We start from the raw sequence: 14,890 nt of genomic DNA, 5'->3' as shown, positions 1-14,890 counted from the left end.
GGTGACGGGGAGGCCGGCGCGCGGGTGCCGGACGCGGGTCAGGCGATGACGACGGCCTGGTTGTCGATGAGGCGCGTGCTGCCGACCCGGGCCGCGATGACGGCGAGGGCGACGCCGCGGAAGCCGTCGTCCACGGACTCGAACGTCGTCGGGTCCACCACCTGGAAGTAGTCGAGCGCGACGGCGGGTTCCCCCATCACCACCGACTGGGCGGCCGCGATGACGGCGTCGATGCCGCGGGAGCCGGCGCTCTCGGCGGCCTCGAGCGCGGCCGGGATGACGCGCGCGGCGCGGCGCTCGCGGTCGTCGAGGTAGCGGTTGCGGCTCGACAGCGCCAGGCCGTCGGGCTCGCGCACGGTCTCGAGGTCCTCGATGCGGACGGGGAGGTCGAGGTCCCGGACCATGCGGCGGACGAGGTGCAGCTGCTGGGCGTCCTTGCGGCCGAAGGTGGCGACGTCGGGCGCGCAGATGTGGAGGAGCTTCGCCACGACGGTGAGCATGCCGTCGAAGTGGCCGGGGCGGGAGCGGCCCTCGAGCGTGAGGCCGACGGATCCGCCCGTGACGCGGATGCGCGCGGGGCCGTCCGGGTACATCTCGGCCGCGGACGGCGCGAAGACGAGGTCGACGCCCGTGGCGGCGAGCGCCTCGACGTCGGCGTCGAGCGTGCGGGGGTAGGCGTCGAGGTCCTCGCCGGCGCCGAACTGCAGCGGGTTGACGAAGATCGACACGACGACGAGCGAGCCGAGCTCGCGGGCGCGGCGGGCGTGGGCGAGGTGGCCCTCGTGCAGCGCGCCCATGGTGGGCACCAGGACGACGACGGCCTCGTCGCCGGCGGCGGTGCGCGCGGCGCGGTGCTCGCGGACGCGGGCGCGCAGCTCGGCGATGCCGGTGACGACGGTGGGCGCGGGGATCGTCATGCCTTCGGTGCTCCTCGGGGCTCGGGACGGGGACGCATCAGGTTAGTGCGCGTCGGGATCCTCGTCCGTCGGCAGGGGCACGTCCCGTGTGGTGAGGCGCGCGCCGCCCGCCGGGGAGGAGCGGCGGAGCGCGTCGTCGACGGCCGAGCGGATCAGCGGGCCGAGCACGCGGCCGGGCTCCTCGACGCCGATGCCCGCGAGGAGGCCCGTGGCCTGGTCGACGATGGCGGTGGAGAAGGTGGTGGCGGTCGCGATGGCCTCCGCGTAGGCGGCGCGGTCCCGCTCCTCCACGACGACGGGCTCACCGCCCATCTCCACCACGAGCACCTGCGCGATGGGGAGGACGGGCGCGGGCGCGGTCACGGCGAACCAGCTGTCCACCATGCGGCTGAGGTCCATGCTCGTGCCGGTGAACGACATCGCCGGGTGGATGGCGAGCGGGATGATGCCGGCGGCGAACGCCGGGGCCAGCACCTGGATCCCGTGCGCGGCGGACGTGTGCATCACGAGCTGGCCCGCCTGCCACGCGCCGGTGGCGGCGAGGCCCTGGACGAGGCCGGGGAGCTCGGCGTCGGGGACCGCGAGGACCACGAGCTCGCTGCGCTCGACGATCTCGGGGATGTCGAGCACGGGGACGTCCGGCAGCATCGCCTCCGCGCGCTCGCGGCTCGACTCGGACACCGCCGAGATGCCCGTGATGGCGTGGCCCGCACCCGCGAGCGCCATGCCGATGACGGGGCCGACGCGACCCGCGCCGATGATCCCGACGCCGAGGCGGCCGGAACGCTGGGACGGGACGGTCATGCGGGGTCCTCCGGGGTGGAGCGGTGGCGGGGGGTGTCGGGGGGTGTCGGCGCGGGCGGGGCGGCCGAGGCGTCGGGAGCGGCGGCCGCATCGGGGGCGGGTGGAGCGGCCGCGGGTGCGGATCCGGGCGCCGGCCAGCTCGCGCTCTCGGCGCCCCAGCGCGCGGACGTGTCCGAGCCCGCGGACGCCACGGCGGCCTCGACGAGCCGGGTCGCGAGGTCCACGCCCGTGGCGCGGTCGATGGCGCCGAGGCGCGTGTCGACGGGACCGGCCACCGTGGCCGCGCGCACGGACACGAGGTCGAGCCGGCGCTCGATCGGGCCCTGGCCGAGGTCGACGCCCTGCGTGCGCGCGTGGGGCACCACCACGAGCCGACGCCAGATCACGCCGCGGCGCACGAGGAACGCCGAGTCGTCGACCGCGAAGCCGGTGCGGCGCCAGGAGAAGGGCCGGAGGAGGCGCGCCCGCCGCGGCGAGGTGGTGAAGCCGTCGTCCGCGCCGCCGCGGCCGGTCATCCCGGTCTCGATGAGCGCGAGCGCGTCCTCCCCGACCAGGTGCGGGAGGACGAGGCCGAGGACGCGGTCGACGTCGCCCCGGTCGCCGACGGGGAGGATCGACGTGTTCTGCTGGCCGGCCGCACCCGGCGCGGAGGAGTGCGAGGCGCGCGTGATGCGGATCTCCCACCAGCCGGCGGCGCGCCACAGGAGCGGCTGCACGACCTCGACCGCGTGGATCCGACCCGGCGGGATCGTGTCGTTGCTCGTGGACAGCAGGCCGAACCCGACGCGCACCCCGTCGGGCGTGCCGGCGACGCTGTAGCGCAGCGAGCGGGTGATGCGGCGGACGAAGAAGCCGGCGGATCCGAGGAGGGTCGGCAGCAGCGGCACGAGCAGGTACCAGGCCTCGAAGCGCACGATGAGCGGGATCCCGACCACCACGAACAGCACGAGCAGCACGGTGGGCGCGGACAGCAGCACGGCGCCGACGAGGCGCGGGAGCGGGATCCGCACGACCGACTGCGGCGGCGCGGCGTCGGGGTCGAGCTCGGGCGCGAGGAAGTCGTCGACCCGGGAGCCCACGAAGCCGCGCGCGGCGGCACCGGGCGCCGCGGGGGCGGATCCGGCCGCCTCGGCCCGGGCGCCCGACGCGAGGCGGAGGACGCGCAGCCGGAACGCGTCGGCGTCCCGCGAGCGGAGGTACTGCAGCGGGAGGTTCGCGTCGTTGCCCGCGACCTGGATCTCGAGCTTGGCCGCCCCGATCAGCCGCGCGACGAGGGGGCGGGTGATGTTGACGCCCTGGATCCGGTCGAGCCGGGCCCGGCGGTTCGTGCGCGACAGGATGCCGCTGCGCACCTCGACGGTCTCCTCGGTGACGCGGAAGGTGTGCATCCGCCACGACAGGTAGGAGACGCCGACCGCGAGGAGCGTGAAGGCCAGGAGGGCGAGGAGCACCCAGATCAGGCTGCCGGACTCGACGAGCCACGGGAGGAGGTCGCCCTCCCCGTCGCCCTGCTCCCGGCCGGGGACGAAGCGCTCCACGAGCTGCTCGCGGAGCGATGAGACGAGGAAGCCGATGGCGACGATGAAGACGACGCCGCCGCGGAGGACGGGCGTGGCGGGGTGGAGCCGGTGCCAGCCGCCGTCGGTGAGCTCCTCGGCGACGCGGGCCTCGGCGGCGGGGACGGCGGGGACGGCGGCGGCCTCCGTGGCGGCGCCGCCGGCGGGATCGCCCGCGGGCGACGCGCCGTCCGGCACGGGGCCGTCGAGCCGGGGACCCTCGGGCGCCTGGTCGGTCACAGCCCGGCCCGGCGCGTCTCGGCCAGGGCCACCAGGTGGTCGCGGAGCTCCTCGGCGTCCTCGACGGTGAGGCCGGGGATCTGGATGCTCGCGGACGCCGCGGCGGTCACGAGCTTGAGGTCGGCGAGGCCGAGGAGGCGGCCGACGGGGCCGCGCGTGATGTCGACCAGCTGCATCCGGCCGTAGGGCACGGCGACGATGCGGGTCCACATTATGCCGCGGCGGAAGACGAGGTCGTCCTCGCGCAGCTGGTACCCCATGGCGCGCACGCGGCGCGGGACGACGACCAGGGTCAGCACGAGCTCCAGGAGCGCGGCGGCGCCGAGCACGATGGGCAGCCAGACCGGCGCGTCGACCGAGGCGAGGAACGCGGCGACGCCGCCGAGGACGAGGGCGGTGATCACCCCGCCCACCAGCTCGACGCCGACGAGGCGCGGGGAGACGCGGCGCCACTGGACGCCGTGCGGGTCGACGTTCGCGGTCACGGTGCTCCTCGGATGGTGCTGCGGCGGACTACGAGAGCTCGCGCGCCGGATCACCGGGGCGCGGGCCGTCCCGGTCGTCGGGCGGGACCGTGCACCAGTGCTCGGCGACCAGCCCGGCGACGAGGAGGACGACGGCTCCCACCGTACCGGCCACCGCGAGCCCGACGGAGGACGCGCCGGGCAGCACGGGCCGCGCCAACAGGAAGGCGAGCACGCCGCCGGTGACCCCCGCGAGCAGCGCCCCCGCGAGCGCCGACGCCTTGGCGAGCAGCACCACGCGGGTGGCGCGGAACGGGTCGACGCGGCCGGGGGTGCGGCCGAGCGTGGAGCGGCGGATGGGCCGGGCGAGGGCCAGCAGCACGATCCCGACGATGAGGAGGGTCGCGCCGAGCGTGAGCGGCGGGACGAGGAGCGGCCGGCCGCTCATGACGAGCGCGTTCTCGGCGAACCAGCCGACGGCGGCGCCCGCGATGAGGAGGGCGATGAGGGTCGTGGTGCGGGTGCGGGTCATCGGGGCGCCTCCGGGGAGGCGGCGCGGGCGGCCGTGCCGGCGTCGTCCCGCTCGAGGGCGGCGAGCAGCGCGTCGACGCGGCCGAGGCCGGGCAGCTCCGCGTCGCGATCCGCCTGCAGCCAGGGGCCCAGCACGAAGGCGCGCTCGGCGGCGCGCGGGTGCGGCACGGTGAGGCGGTCGTCGTGGATCCGCGCGTCGCCGTACGCGACGAGGTCGAGGTCGATCGTGCGGTCGCCCCAGCGCTCGGCGCGCACCCGGCCGAGGTCGCGCTCGATGCCGGCGAGCGCGTCGAGGAGCGCGTGCGGGCCGACGGCGGCGTCCACCAGCGCGACGCCGTTGAGGTACCCGGGCTTCGTCGGGTCCTCCCCCGCCTGCGTCACGGCGACGGACTCCACGAGCTCGGAGGCGCGCACGACGCGGAGGCCGGGCACGCGGTCGACGAGCTCGAGGGCGCGCGCGATGGTCGCCCGCCGGTCGCCGAGGTTGGCTCCCACGGCCACGACCGCGCGCACGCTCGCGCCGGGCGCGGGCAGGGTCGACGCGCGCTCGATCACCACGGCGACGTCGTCGAAGGGCACGGTGATGGGCGCGTCCGGCTTGTGGACCGTGACGCGCACGGAGCGCGCGACGGGATGCGCGAGCACGACGCCGGCCACGCGCTCGGCGAGCGTCTCGATGAGGTCCACGGGATCCCGCTCGGCGGCCGCGGCGACCTCCTCGGCGAGCTCGCCGTAGTGCAGCGTGCGGGCCAGCTCGTCGCTGCCGCCCGCGGGCGCGAGGTCGAGCGCGACCTCGAGGTCGATCACGAACGGCTGGCCGTCGCGGCGCTCGGCCGCGAACACCCCGTGGTGGGCGTGGACGCGGAGCCCGGTGAGGAGGATGCGGTCGCGCGGGACGGACGTCACCATGAGCGGCCCACGACGATGGACGGGAGGTCGCCCGGGTCGGCCGGGTCGTACCAGAGGGGCAGCTTGCCGCCGACGGAGGGCAGCAGGCGGTCGGCCGTGGTGACCGTGCGCGTGACGTGGTGGTCGCGGCCGTCGGCGTCCGTGAAGGCGACCGTGAGGCGCGCGCGGACGGCGTCGCCGGATCCGTCGAGCCGCTGCACGGCCGTGACGATCGCGGAGGTGCGGCGGCCGGTCTCGGTGACGCGGCGGGCGGTGGCCGCGAGACGGGTGACGCGGCGCTGGACCACGGCCCAGGCCACGGCGGCGGCGATCCCGAGCACGGCCAGCACGGCGGCCACGACGCCGAGGACGGCGTGCGACGCGTCGCCCTCGACCGGGGCGGAGGAGAACGGCAGGGCGCCCACGATGCCGAGGGCGGTGCCGAGCAGCACGACGGCGGTGGGCCACAGCACGGCGCCCACGGTGGTGAGCACGGTCGACAGCAGCACGACGGACGCGTAGACGCTGCCGAGGGATCCGACGAGCCCGAGCACGACCGCGGCGACCTTGGCGACCACGAGGCCCGCGCCCGCTCCCGCGGCCAGGTCGGCCGGGACGGTCAGCCCGACGCCGAGCACGACGGACGCGACGAGGGCCGCGACCGCGATGCGCACGAGCACCGCCTGCGGGGAGACGACGACACGGTCCTGGCTCACGGCGCTCATGCTCCTACTCTGACAGACCGGCGACGGCCGTCGGTCCGGCGGACGCGTCGGCGGATGCGGCGGCGAGCGCCGCGGCGCGGCCGCGCGCCCACGCCTCCTCGACCGCCAGCGCGGCACGCGTGGACGCGACGTCGTGCACGCGCACGGCCCACGCCCCGGCGCGCGCGGCGAGGGCGCTGACGACGGCCGTCGGCACGTCGCGGTCCTCGACGGCCGCGCCCTCCGGCAGCAGCCGGCCGAGGAAGCGCTTGCGGGAGGCGCCCACCAGCACGCGGTGGCCGAGGCCCGTGATCGCGTCGAGGGATCCGAGGAGCTGCCAGTCGTGGGCGGCGTGCTTCGCGAAGCCGAGACCGGGGTCGAGCACGAGGCGCGCCGGATCCACGCCCGCCGCCACGAGCGCGTCGATGCGCGCGCGCAGCTCGTGCCGCACCTCGCCCACCGCGTCGACGTATGTGGCGCGCGTCGCCATCGTGTCGCTGTGCCCGCGCCAGTGCATCGCGACGTAGTCGACGTCGGCGCCCGCCACCACGGCTGCCATGCGGGGATCCGCGAGGCCGCCGGACACGTCGTTCACGATCCGCGCGCCCGCCGCCGCACAGGCCTCCGCGGTCGCCGCGCGCATGGTGTCGACGCTCACGGCGACGCCCTCCGCGGCGAGCTCCCGGACCACGGGCAGCACCCTCGCGAGCTCCTCGGCGGCGTCGACGCGTTGCGCGCCGGGTCGCGTGGACTCGCCGCCCACGTCGACCAGGTCGGCCCCCGCCGCGACCATCCGCCGGGCGTGCGCGAGCGCATCCTCGAGGGCGAGGTGGCGCCCCCCGTCGCTGAAGGAGTCGGGCGTGGCGTTGAGGATCCCCATCACGAGCGTGCGGGGCGGCAGCGGCGGCACGGCCACGGTCAGTCCCGGCCGCCGACGGCGGGCAGCAGGGCGAGCACCTCGGCGCGCGCGGCCGGCTCCGCGAGCGACCCGCGGGCCGCGATGGTGATGGTGGTGCTGCCGGCCTGCCGGGTGCCGCGGGAGGTGACGCAGCCGTGGGTCGCGTCGAGGATCACCGCGACCCCGCGCGCGTCGAGCCCCTGCTCGAGCGCCTCGGCGATCTGCTCGCCCAGCCTCTCCTGCATCTGCGGCCGGGAGGCGAGGTCGTCGACCACGCGCGGCAGCCGGCCGAGGCCGACGATGCGGTCCCCGGGCACGTAGGCCAGGTGCGCGACGCCCGTGAAGGGCAGCAGGTGGTGCTCGCAGATCGAGCGGAACGCGATTCCGGTGACGATGACGGGCTGCGGCGCCGCGTCCGTCTCGGGGAGCGGGAACGTCTCGCGCAGGTGCCGGAGCGGATCCGCCCCGACGCCCGCGAAGAACTCGCCGCACGCCTCCGCCACGCGCGCCGGGGTGGTGCGGAGCCCCTCCCGCGCCGGGTCCTCGCCGATGGCGAGGATCAGCTCAGCGACGGCCGCCTCGATGCGCGCCCGGTCGACGCCCACCGCGTCAGGCCGTCGCGGGGCGCGGGAAGGGCGAGCGCTTGGGCTTGCCGGCCGGCGGCTCCGAGTCGACCGCGCCGTCGACGACGCCCTGGTCGATGGGCGCCTTCTGCGGCATCGCCACGGGCGGGAGGTCGGACAGCGGGCGCTTGTCGCTCGAGAGCCACTGGGGGCGCGGCGGCAGCTTCTTGACGTTCGCGAAGATCGCCGCGAGCTGGTCGTGGTCGAGCGTCTCCTTCTCGAGGAGCTCCGTCGCGAGGTGGTCGAGCACGTCGCGGTTGTCGTTGATGACCTGCCACGCCTCGTCGTGCGCGCCGTCGAGGAGCGCGCGCACCTCGGCGTCGACCGTGAGGGCCATGTCCTCGGAGTAGTCGCGGCTGCCGCCGAGGTCGCGGCCCAGGAAGGGCTCGCCGGAGCTGGAGCCGAGCTTCACGGATCCGACCTTGGCGCTCATGCCGTACTCGGTGACCATGCGGCGGGCCGTGGACGTGGCCTTCTCGATGTCGTTGGACGCGCCCGTGGTGGGGTCGTGGAACACGATCTCCTCCGCGACGCGGCCGCCCATGGCGTACGCGAGCTGGTCGAGGAGCTCGTTGCGCGTGACGGAGTACTTGTCCTCGAGCGGCAGCACCATCGTGTAGCCGAGGGCGCGGCCGCGCGGCAGGATCGTGACCTTCGTGACGGGGTCCGTGTTGTTCATGGCCGCCGCCGCGAGCGCGTGGCCGCCCTCGTGGTACGCGGTGATGAGCTTCTCGTGGTCGCGCATGATGCGGCTGCGGCGCTGGGGCCCGGCCATGACGCGGTCCACGGCCTCGTCGAGCGCGCGGTCGTCGATGAGCTGCGCGTTGGAGCGCGCCGTGAGGAGCGCGGCCTCGTTGAGGACGTTGGCGAGGTCGGCACCGGTGAAGCCGGGGGTCTTCCGCGCGAGGACCTCGAGGTCGACGCCCGAGGCGAGCGGCTTGCCGCGCCCGTGCACCTCGAGGATCTGCTTGCGGCCCTGGAGGTCCGGCGCGTCGACGCCGATCTGGCGGTCGAAGCGGCCCGGGCGCAGGAGCGCGGGGTCGAGCACGTCGGGCCGGTTGGTGGCCGCGATGAGGATGACGTTGGTCTTGACGTCGAAGCCGTCCATCTCCACCAGGAGCTGGTTGAGGGTCTGCTCGCGCTCGTCGTTGCCGCCGCCGACGCCGGCGCCGCGGTGGCGGCCGACCGCGTCGATCTCGTCGACGAAGATGATGGCCGGCGCGTTCTGCTTGGCCTGCTCGAAGAGGTCGCGCACGCGGCTCGCGCCCACGCCCACGAACATCTCGACGAAGTCGGATCCGGAGATCGAGTAGAAGGGCACGCCCGCCTCGCCCGCGACGGCGCGCGCGAGCAGGGTCTTGCCGGTGCCGGGAGGGCCGTACAGCAGCACGCCCTTGGGGATGCGGGCGCCGACGGCCTGGAACTTCGCGGGCTCCTTGAGGAAGTCCTTGATCTCCTCAAGCTCCTCGATGGCCTCGTCCGACCCGGCGACGTCGGCGAACGTGACCTTCGGGGAGTCCTTGGAGGCGAGCTTCGCCTTCGACTTGCCGAACTGCATGACGCGGTTCCCGCCGCCCTGCATGCCGGAGAACATGATCCAGATGAAGAAGCCGATGAGCAGGAGCGGCAGCAGGATGCTGAACGCCGACAGGAGCCAGCTGGGCTGCGGCACCTGGTCGTCGAAGCCCTCGGCGGGGTTCGCCTCCGTGATGGCCGCGACGATCTCGCCGCCGCGCTGCGCCACGTAGTTGAACTGCACCATGGTGCCGTTCTCGCCGTCCGGCGACGCGAGCGTGAGGTCGACCCGCTGCTCGCCGTCGATGATCTTGGCGGAGGCGACCTTGCCGTCCTGGATCAGCTCGAGGCCGTGCTGCGTGGTGATGGTGCGGTAGCCGGATCCGGTGATGAGGCTGAAGCCCACGGACACCACCACGATGGCGAGGACGACGATGAGGATCGGGCTGCGGAGGAGTTTCTTGAAGTTCATGAGCGTAGGGGCGCGGGCCCGACACCTTTCTGCCCGTGCCGCGCCGTACGGCGACGAGATGTCTCGAGGATACAAGCGGCTGTCTGGGCGTCGCCGCGGTGTTCGCCGCCAGCCGAACGAGCGGCGGCCCGCAGCGGGATGGGAGGAGAGGGGCGCGTCAGCTGTAGACGTGCGGCGCGAGGACCGCGACGTCGCGGAGGTTGCGGTACCGCTCCGCGTAGTCGAGCCCGTAGCCGATGACGAAGTCGTTCGGGATCTCGAAGCCCACGTACTTGACGTCGACCGCGATCTTCGCGGCCTCGGGCTTCCGGAGCAGCGCGCACACCTCGACGCTCTCCGCCCCGCGCGAGCGCAGGTTCGCGAGCAGCCAGGAGAGGGTGAGGCCGGAGTCGATGATGTCCTCGACGATGAGGACGCGGCGGCCGGACAGGTCGGCGTCGAGGTCCTTGAGGATCCGGACGACGCCGCTCGACCTGGTGCCGGAGCCATAGGAGCTCACCGCCATCCAGTCCATGTGGATCGGCAGCGCGAGCTCGCGCGCGAGGTCGGCCATGACCATGACCGCGCCCTTGAGGACGCCCACGAGGAGGAGCTCCTCCCCCGCGTAGTCCCGCTCGATCTCGCGGCACATCTCGGCGATGCGGCCGTGGATCTGCTCCTCGGTGTGCAGGACCTCGGTCAGGTCGTCGGCGATGTCGGTGGATCTCATGTCACTCTTCCGTCGTCCTGGCGCTGAGGACGAGGAGTCCGTCCTTGCGTACGACCCTAACGCCCGGGAGGTCGACCGGTCCCTGCCCGTGCCAGTCGGTCACGAGCCGCGCGACCTCCACGACGTGCGCGCGGGAGAGGTGCGCCGCGAACTCCTCGCGCGCGGCCAGGCGGATCAGCCGGTGCCGGAGGGCGGGCGGCGCGGCGAGGAGCGAGGCCACCTCGAGCGAGATGCCGGCCTCGGCGTGGTCGGCGATCTCCTCGATCATCTCGGCCGCGAAGTGCTCCAGCGCGTCGTCGTCCTCGCGCAGCTGGTCGGCCGTGCGGGCGAGCGCCTCGGCGACGCCCGGGCCGAGCTCGCGCTCGAGCACGGGGAGGACGTCGTGGCGGACCCGCACGCGGCGGTAGGCGGGATCGGCGTTGTGCGGGTCCTGCCACGGGTCGAGGCCCTGGTCGGCGCAGGCGGCGCGCGTGACGGCGGCGCGGATCCCGAGGAGCGGCCGCAGGTAGACGGCGTCGGCCGTGCGCGCCGGGGCGGAGCGCGCCATCCCGTGGAGGCTCGTCGCGCCGGATCCGCGGGCCAGCCCGAGCAGGACGGTCTCCGCCTGGTCGTCGAGGGTGTGGGCGAGGAGGAGGGCGCGGGATCCGGTCGCCCGGAGCGCGTCGTCGAACGCGGCGTAGCGGGCGGCGCGGGCGGCGGCCTCGGGGCCGTCGGCGCCGGGATCCACCCGCACGCGCGTCACGAGGACGGGGTCGAGGCCGAGTGCCCGTGCGGCGTCGGCGGCCCGGGCGGCGACCTCCGCGGATCCGTCCTGGAGGCCGTGGTCGACGACGACCGCGCCGGCCGCGACGCCGGCGCGCGGCGCCTCGAAGGCGGTCGCGGCGGCGAGGGCCAGGGAGTCGGCGCCGCCCGAGAGCGCGACGAGGACGGGTCCGGCCGGCGCCCCGGGGAGCGCGGCGAGCGCCTCGCGCACCGCCCGACGGAGGTCCGCGACGGCGGGGGTCAGACGGGGGCGCTCGGAGGGCATCCACTAACGTTATGGCAGCGATCCGCCCACGGCAGAACCACGAGGAGCACACGCATGGCCAGCTACGACGTCGTCGTCGAAATCCCCAAGGGGTCCCGCAACAAGTACGAGGTCGACCACGAGACGGGCCGCGTGTACCTCGACCGCGTGCTCTTCACGTCGTTCGTCTACCCCACCGACTACGGCTACTTCGAGAACACGCTCGGCCTCGACGGCGACCCCGTCGACGCGCTGGTGCTCCTCGAGTACCCGGTCTTCCCGGGCGTCGGCGTCGCCGTCCGCCCCGTGGGCGTGTTCAACATGAGCGACGAGGCCGGGATCGACTCCAAGGTCATCACCGTCCCCGCGAAGGACCCGCGCTGGGCCCACATCCAGGACATCGAGGACGTGCCGCAGCAGGTCCGCAACGAGATCGAGCACTTCTTCGAGCGCTACAAGGACCTCGAGCCCGGCAAGTGGGTCAAGACGGAGGGCTGGGGCGACGCGGCCGAGGCCGAGCGCATCGTGCAGGCCGGCTTCGAGAAGCTCCAGGCCGAGGGCGGCCACGACGGCCACGCCGGCGAGCCGGACGAGGACGCCTGATCCCCGTCATCCCCTGACACGACGACGCCCGCCCCCGCAGCAGATGCGGTGAGGCGGGCGTCGTCGTGTGCGCCGGGCGCGGGATCAGCCGGGTCGGCCGACGTAGGGCATGAGGTCGCTGCCGCCCCAGAGGCCCTGGATCTTCACCACGTCGCCGGGCTTGGGCGCCGCGATGATGGTGTCCCCGCCGAGCGAGATGGCGTCGTGGTAGAACCCGCCGCCGCTCGCCCAGAACACGATGTCGCCCGCCTGGCGCTGCGAGAACGGGACGAGGCGGCCCTGCGCCTTCATGGTGTTGTACTGGCTGCTCACCGAGTGGCTGCCGACGTCGATGCCCGCGGCGCGGTACGACATCATCACGAGGCCGGAGCAGTCCCACTGGTTCGGGCCGGCGCCGCCCAGGACGTAGGGCTCGCCCAGCTGGGACTTCGCGAACGCGATGGCGACCTGCGCCGCGTTGCCCGAGGGCGCGGGGGCCGGGGCGGGCGCGGGGGCGGGAGCCGGCGCGGGGCGCGAGGGCTGCTGCGGGGCGGGCGCGGGAGCGGGGGCCGGAGCCGGAGCCGGAGCCGGCGCCGGGCGCGACGGCTGCTGCGGCGCGGGCTGGGCCGGGGCGCTGGATCCGCCGCCGGAGGAGGATCCGCCACCGGAGGACGATCCGCCACCGGAGGAGGACCCGCCTCCGGACGCCAACCCGCCGCCGGACGAGCCGGACCCCGAGCCGCCGCCCGCCGCGGGCGACGCCGCCGGGATGGGCGGCTGCGTGATGCTCTGGATGTACTGCGCCTCGATCTCCGACGTGGAGTCCTTGAGGAGCGCCAGCTGCGCGATGAGCTGGTCGCTGTTGCGCGTCTGCTCGGCGACCGCCGCCTCGGCCGTCGCGGCGGCGGCGTTCGCGGCGGCGAGCGACTCCTGCGCCTCGTCGGCGAGACGCGCGAGCTCGTCCTTCGCGACCTGCGCCTGGTCGCTGAGGGACGCCGCCGAGTTCCGGTCCGACAGCGCCTGCTGGTACACCGTCTGCGTGCTCTCGGAGAGCTTCGACATGGTGCCGAGCGAGCGCAGCAGCTCCTCGGCGTCCTCGCCGTCGGAGGCGAAGAGGCTCGCCGTGATGTCCTGGCCGCCGGCGCGCGCGAGGTGGCTGGCGAGGAGCCCGGCGCGCATGCGGCTCGTGAGGGCGGCGGCCTGCGCATCGTCGGCCTTCTGCTGGAGGCGCGCCAGCTTGTCGGCCTGCGCGTCGCGGGCGGCCTGCGCCTGCGCGTACCGCTCGCCGGCGATGAGCGCCTCCTTGCCCGTCTCGTCAGCCGCGACCTGCAGGCCCGTGGCGAGCTCGGTCACCCGGTCGACGGCGGCCTGCGTGTCGGCCTCGTTCGCCTTCGCCGCCTGGACGTCGGCCCACGAGGGGTAGTCGGTGGCGGCGAACGCGGTCTGCGCGGCGACGCCGCTGGAGACCGCGATGACGCCGACGGCGATCGTGGAGATGACGACCGTGGTCGGGCGGAGGTGGCTCATGTCGTTCCTCATGTCAGTGCGTGCTGGTGATGGAGACGCCCTGGCCGTGCATGAACGCCACCGGGTCGGTGGGGTTCCCGTTCAGGCGGATCTCGAAGTGGGAGTGGCAGCCGGTCGAGCCGCCGGTGGTGCCGGTGATCGCGATGGGCTGGCCGGCGACGACCTGCTGCCCGTTGCGCACCAGCGTGCCGCCGTTGGCGATGTGCCCGTAGGCGGACGAGACGCCGGCGCCGTGGTCGATGCGGATGTAGTTGCCGTAGCCGCCGTTCCATCCCGCGAACACGACGGTGCCGGAGTGCACGGCGTACTGGGTCGTGCCGCAGGTGGCGCCGCGGACGAGGTCCTCGCCGGCGTGGAAGATCATGCGGTGCTGGATGGGGTGGAAGCGGGGCCCGTAGTAGCCGCTCGTGTACGCGCCGGGGAGCGGCGCGGTCCAGCCGGACGCGCTGATGGCGCCGGGCGAGACGTCGCCGCCCGCGCGGCCCTGGCTCGCGGCCAGCGCGTCGGCGTCGGCCTGGCGCTTGCGGACGCCCGCCTGGTAGTCGTCCTCGGTGGCCTCGCGGTCCTCGGCCATGACCGCGAGCTTCGCGTCGGCGTCGGCCTTCTGCACGGTCTGGTCCTCGAGCGCCTGCTCCAGGTCGGCCTGCGCCTGCGCGGCGTCGGCGAGGAGCTGCTCGGCCTTCGCCTTCAGCACGTCGAGCTCGGCGAGCGCGACCTGCGCCTGGTCGCTGAGGGACTTCGCGGCGTTGCGGTCCTGCAGGGCGATCGCGTAGATCTGGTCGGACTTCTCGGCGACCTTGCTCATGGTGCCGAGCTTGTCGAGGAGGTCGTCGGTGCCGTCGCCCTCGCTGAGGAGGAGGGTGCCGGAGAGGTTCTGGCCGCCGGAGCGCATGAGCTGCTTGGCGAGCCCGGCCGCCTGCTCCTGCGAGCGCGTGGCCTTCGCGTCGGCCGCGTCGACCTTCTGCTGGAGCTGGACGGTGTCCTCGTACTTGTCGTCGGCCTTCTGCTGCGCGGCGTCGTGCTCCTCGCCGCGCTTCGTCACGAGGTCGCGGGCCTCGGTCACACGCTGCTCGAGGGACGCGATCTCGTCGGTGATGCTCTGCACGAGCGCCTGCTGCGCCTGCTCGTCGCCGCGCGCCTTCTGCACGTCCTCCCACGAGGCGAAGGTCTCCGCGTGGGCGGGCGCGGCGATGGATCCGGTGAGGAGGACGGCCGCGATCGCGATGACGGCCTGGAGGCTGCGGAGGGAGCGGAGGCGCGGTCGGGCGGCGCCTGCGTCGCGCGCGCTCCGGTGGAGGTCGTGGTCCATGGTGTTCCCGATCATCGTGTCGCCCGGCTGGCCGGCTGCGCCTCCCCGCGGGTCCGGTGCCTGCCGCGGATCACATCCGCCACACGGGCACCGGCTCTCACAGTAACAACGGGGATCCGCGGCGCACAGCGCGCGGATGCGGGGA

15 protein-coding genes are annotated in these 14,890 nt (G+C 74.8%); 1 reads left to right on the top strand and 14 read right to left on the bottom strand.

The features are described from left to right. Positions 1 to 38: 38 nt before the first annotated feature. The 12 genes from panC to tilS all read right to left on the bottom strand — a co-directional run bounded on the left by panC (position 39) and on the right by tilS (position 11,348). Positions 39 to 917: a pantoate--beta-alanine ligase gene (gene panC / locus ACT7CP_RS04055; RefSeq protein WP_445443476.1), complete on the bottom strand. Its 879-nt coding sequence runs from the start codon at positions 915 to 917 to the stop codon at positions 39 to 41. A gap of 42 nt (positions 918 to 959) precedes the next feature. Then, positions 960 to 1,721: a Rossmann-like and DUF2520 domain-containing protein gene (locus ACT7CP_RS04050; RefSeq protein WP_413964257.1), complete on the bottom strand. Its 762-nt coding sequence runs from the start codon at positions 1,719 to 1,721 to the stop codon at positions 960 to 962. After that, positions 1,718 to 3,517 (bottom strand): PH domain-containing protein, encoded by a 1,800-nt coding sequence (locus ACT7CP_RS04045; protein WP_445443475.1) that lies wholly within the window; start codon positions 3,515 to 3,517, stop codon positions 1,718 to 1,720. The genes ACT7CP_RS04050 and ACT7CP_RS04045 overlap by 4 nt, the downstream gene beginning before the upstream one ends. Next, positions 3,514 to 4,002 (bottom strand): PH domain-containing protein, encoded by a 489-nt coding sequence (locus ACT7CP_RS04040; RefSeq protein WP_445443474.1) that lies wholly within the window; start codon positions 4,000 to 4,002, stop codon positions 3,514 to 3,516. The genes ACT7CP_RS04045 and ACT7CP_RS04040 overlap by 4 nt, the downstream gene beginning before the upstream one ends. A 28-nt stretch (positions 4,003 to 4,030) precedes the next feature. Beyond that, positions 4,031 to 4,513 carry a DUF3180 domain-containing protein gene (locus tag ACT7CP_RS04035; RefSeq protein WP_307503198.1) on the bottom strand — a complete coding sequence of 161 codons (483 nt, stop codon included), beginning with the start codon at positions 4,511 to 4,513 and terminating at the stop codon, positions 4,031 to 4,033. Further along, the gene (gene folK, locus ACT7CP_RS04030) at positions 4,510 to 5,421 is read right to left on the bottom strand and encodes a 2-amino-4-hydroxy-6-hydroxymethyldihydropteridine diphosphokinase (RefSeq protein ID WP_445443473.1); all 912 of its coding nucleotides are present in this window, start codon (positions 5,419 to 5,421) and stop codon (positions 4,510 to 4,512) included. The genes ACT7CP_RS04035 and folK overlap by 4 nt, the downstream gene beginning before the upstream one ends. Continuing rightward, positions 5,415 to 6,125 (bottom strand): DUF3592 domain-containing protein, encoded by a 711-nt coding sequence (locus ACT7CP_RS04025; RefSeq protein ID WP_445443472.1) that lies wholly within the window; start codon positions 6,123 to 6,125, stop codon positions 5,415 to 5,417. Before ACT7CP_RS04025 ends, folK begins: the two co-directional genes overlap by 7 nt. A 4-nt stretch (positions 6,126 to 6,129) precedes the next feature. Next, positions 6,130 to 6,984 (bottom strand): dihydropteroate synthase, encoded by an 855-nt coding sequence (folP, locus tag ACT7CP_RS04020; RefSeq protein WP_445444011.1) that lies wholly within the window; start codon positions 6,982 to 6,984, stop codon positions 6,130 to 6,132. A 38-nt stretch (positions 6,985 to 7,022) separates the two neighbouring features. After that, a complete protein-coding gene (folE, locus tag ACT7CP_RS04015) occupies positions 7,023 to 7,607 on the bottom strand; it encodes a GTP cyclohydrolase I (protein ID WP_445443471.1) in 585 nt (194 codons plus the stop codon). 4 nt (positions 7,608 to 7,611) lie between these two features. Next, positions 7,612 to 9,612: an ATP-dependent zinc metalloprotease FtsH gene (gene ftsH / locus ACT7CP_RS04010; RefSeq protein WP_413964251.1), complete on the bottom strand. Its 2,001-nt coding sequence runs from the start codon at positions 9,610 to 9,612 to the stop codon at positions 7,612 to 7,614. A gap of 157 nt (positions 9,613 to 9,769) precedes the next feature. Beyond that, a complete protein-coding gene (gene hpt, locus ACT7CP_RS04005; protein ID WP_445443470.1) occupies positions 9,770 to 10,321 on the bottom strand; it encodes a hypoxanthine phosphoribosyltransferase in 552 nt (183 codons plus the stop codon). A 1-nt stretch (position 10,322) separates the two neighbouring features. Next, the gene (gene tilS, locus ACT7CP_RS04000; RefSeq protein ID WP_445443469.1) at positions 10,323 to 11,348 is read right to left on the bottom strand and encodes a tRNA lysidine(34) synthetase TilS; all 1,026 of its coding nucleotides are present in this window, start codon (positions 11,346 to 11,348) and stop codon (positions 10,323 to 10,325) included. A 54-nt stretch (positions 11,349 to 11,402) separates the two neighbouring features. On the opposite strand from tilS, the gene ACT7CP_RS03995 reads away from it, so the two are divergent. After that, on the top strand, positions 11,403 to 11,930 hold the full coding sequence (locus tag ACT7CP_RS03995) for an inorganic diphosphatase (RefSeq protein WP_413964248.1): 528 nt from the start codon (positions 11,403 to 11,405) through the stop codon (positions 11,928 to 11,930). A gap of 84 nt (positions 11,931 to 12,014) precedes the next feature. Here ACT7CP_RS03995 and ACT7CP_RS03990 read toward each other — a convergent pair whose 3' ends face one another. Continuing rightward, positions 12,015 to 13,436 carry a C40 family peptidase gene (locus ACT7CP_RS03990; RefSeq protein WP_445443468.1) on the bottom strand — a complete coding sequence of 474 codons (1,422 nt, stop codon included), beginning with the start codon at positions 13,434 to 13,436 and terminating at the stop codon, positions 12,015 to 12,017. 13 nt (positions 13,437 to 13,449) lie between these two features. Continuing rightward, on the bottom strand, positions 13,450 to 14,745 hold the full coding sequence (locus tag ACT7CP_RS03985; protein ID WP_445443467.1) for a peptidoglycan DD-metalloendopeptidase family protein: 1,296 nt from the start codon (positions 14,743 to 14,745) through the stop codon (positions 13,450 to 13,452). Positions 14,746 to 14,890: the final 145 nt, after the last annotated feature.

It is taken from the genome of Clavibacter rahimiani, assembly GCF_052654495.1.
The sequence above is the reverse complement of the archived record's forward strand: the minus strand, read 5'-3'. Positions and strand labels throughout refer to the sequence as shown.

What these genes read in the sequence shown, in the direction of transcription:
- panC (WP_445443476.1), bottom strand. Translation starts at nt 917, where the DNA reads ATGACGATCCCCGCGCCCACCGTCGTCACCGGCATCGCCGAGCTGCGC.
- ACT7CP_RS04050 (WP_413964257.1), bottom strand. Translation starts at nt 1,721, where the DNA reads ATGACCGTCCCGTCCCAGCGTTCCGGCCGCCTCGGCGTCGGGATCATC.
- ACT7CP_RS04035 (WP_307503198.1), bottom strand. Translation starts at nt 4,513, where the DNA reads ATGACCCGCACCCGCACCACGACCCTCATCGCCCTCCTCATCGCGGGC.
- folK (WP_445443473.1), bottom strand. Translation starts at nt 5,421, where the DNA reads ATGGTGACGTCCGTCCCGCGCGACCGCATCCTCCTCACCGGGCTCCGC.
- ACT7CP_RS04025 (WP_445443472.1), bottom strand. Translation starts at nt 6,125, where the DNA reads ATGAGCGCCGTGAGCCAGGACCGTGTCGTCGTCTCCCCGCAGGCGGTG.
- folP (WP_445444011.1), bottom strand. Translation starts at nt 6,984, where the DNA reads ATGGGGATCCTCAACGCCACGCCCGACTCCTTCAGCGACGGGGGGCGC.
- ftsH (WP_413964251.1), bottom strand. Translation starts at nt 9,612, where the DNA reads ATGAACTTCAAGAAACTCCTCCGCAGCCCGATCCTCATCGTCGTCCTC.
- hpt (WP_445443470.1), bottom strand. Translation starts at nt 10,321, where the DNA reads ATGAGATCCACCGACATCGCCGACGACCTGACCGAGGTCCTGCACACC.
- tilS (WP_445443469.1), bottom strand. Translation starts at nt 11,348, where the DNA reads ATGCCCTCCGAGCGCCCCCGTCTGACCCCCGCCGTCGCGGACCTCCGT.
- ACT7CP_RS03995 (WP_413964248.1), top strand. Translation starts at nt 11,403, where the DNA reads ATGGCCAGCTACGACGTCGTCGTCGAAATCCCCAAGGGGTCCCGCAAC.
- ACT7CP_RS03990 (WP_445443468.1), bottom strand. Translation starts at nt 13,436, where the DNA reads ATGAGCCACCTCCGCCCGACCACGGTCGTCATCTCCACGATCGCCGTC.
- ACT7CP_RS03985 (WP_445443467.1), bottom strand. Translation starts at nt 14,745, where the DNA reads ATGGACCACGACCTCCACCGGAGCGCGCGCGACGCAGGCGCCGCCCGA.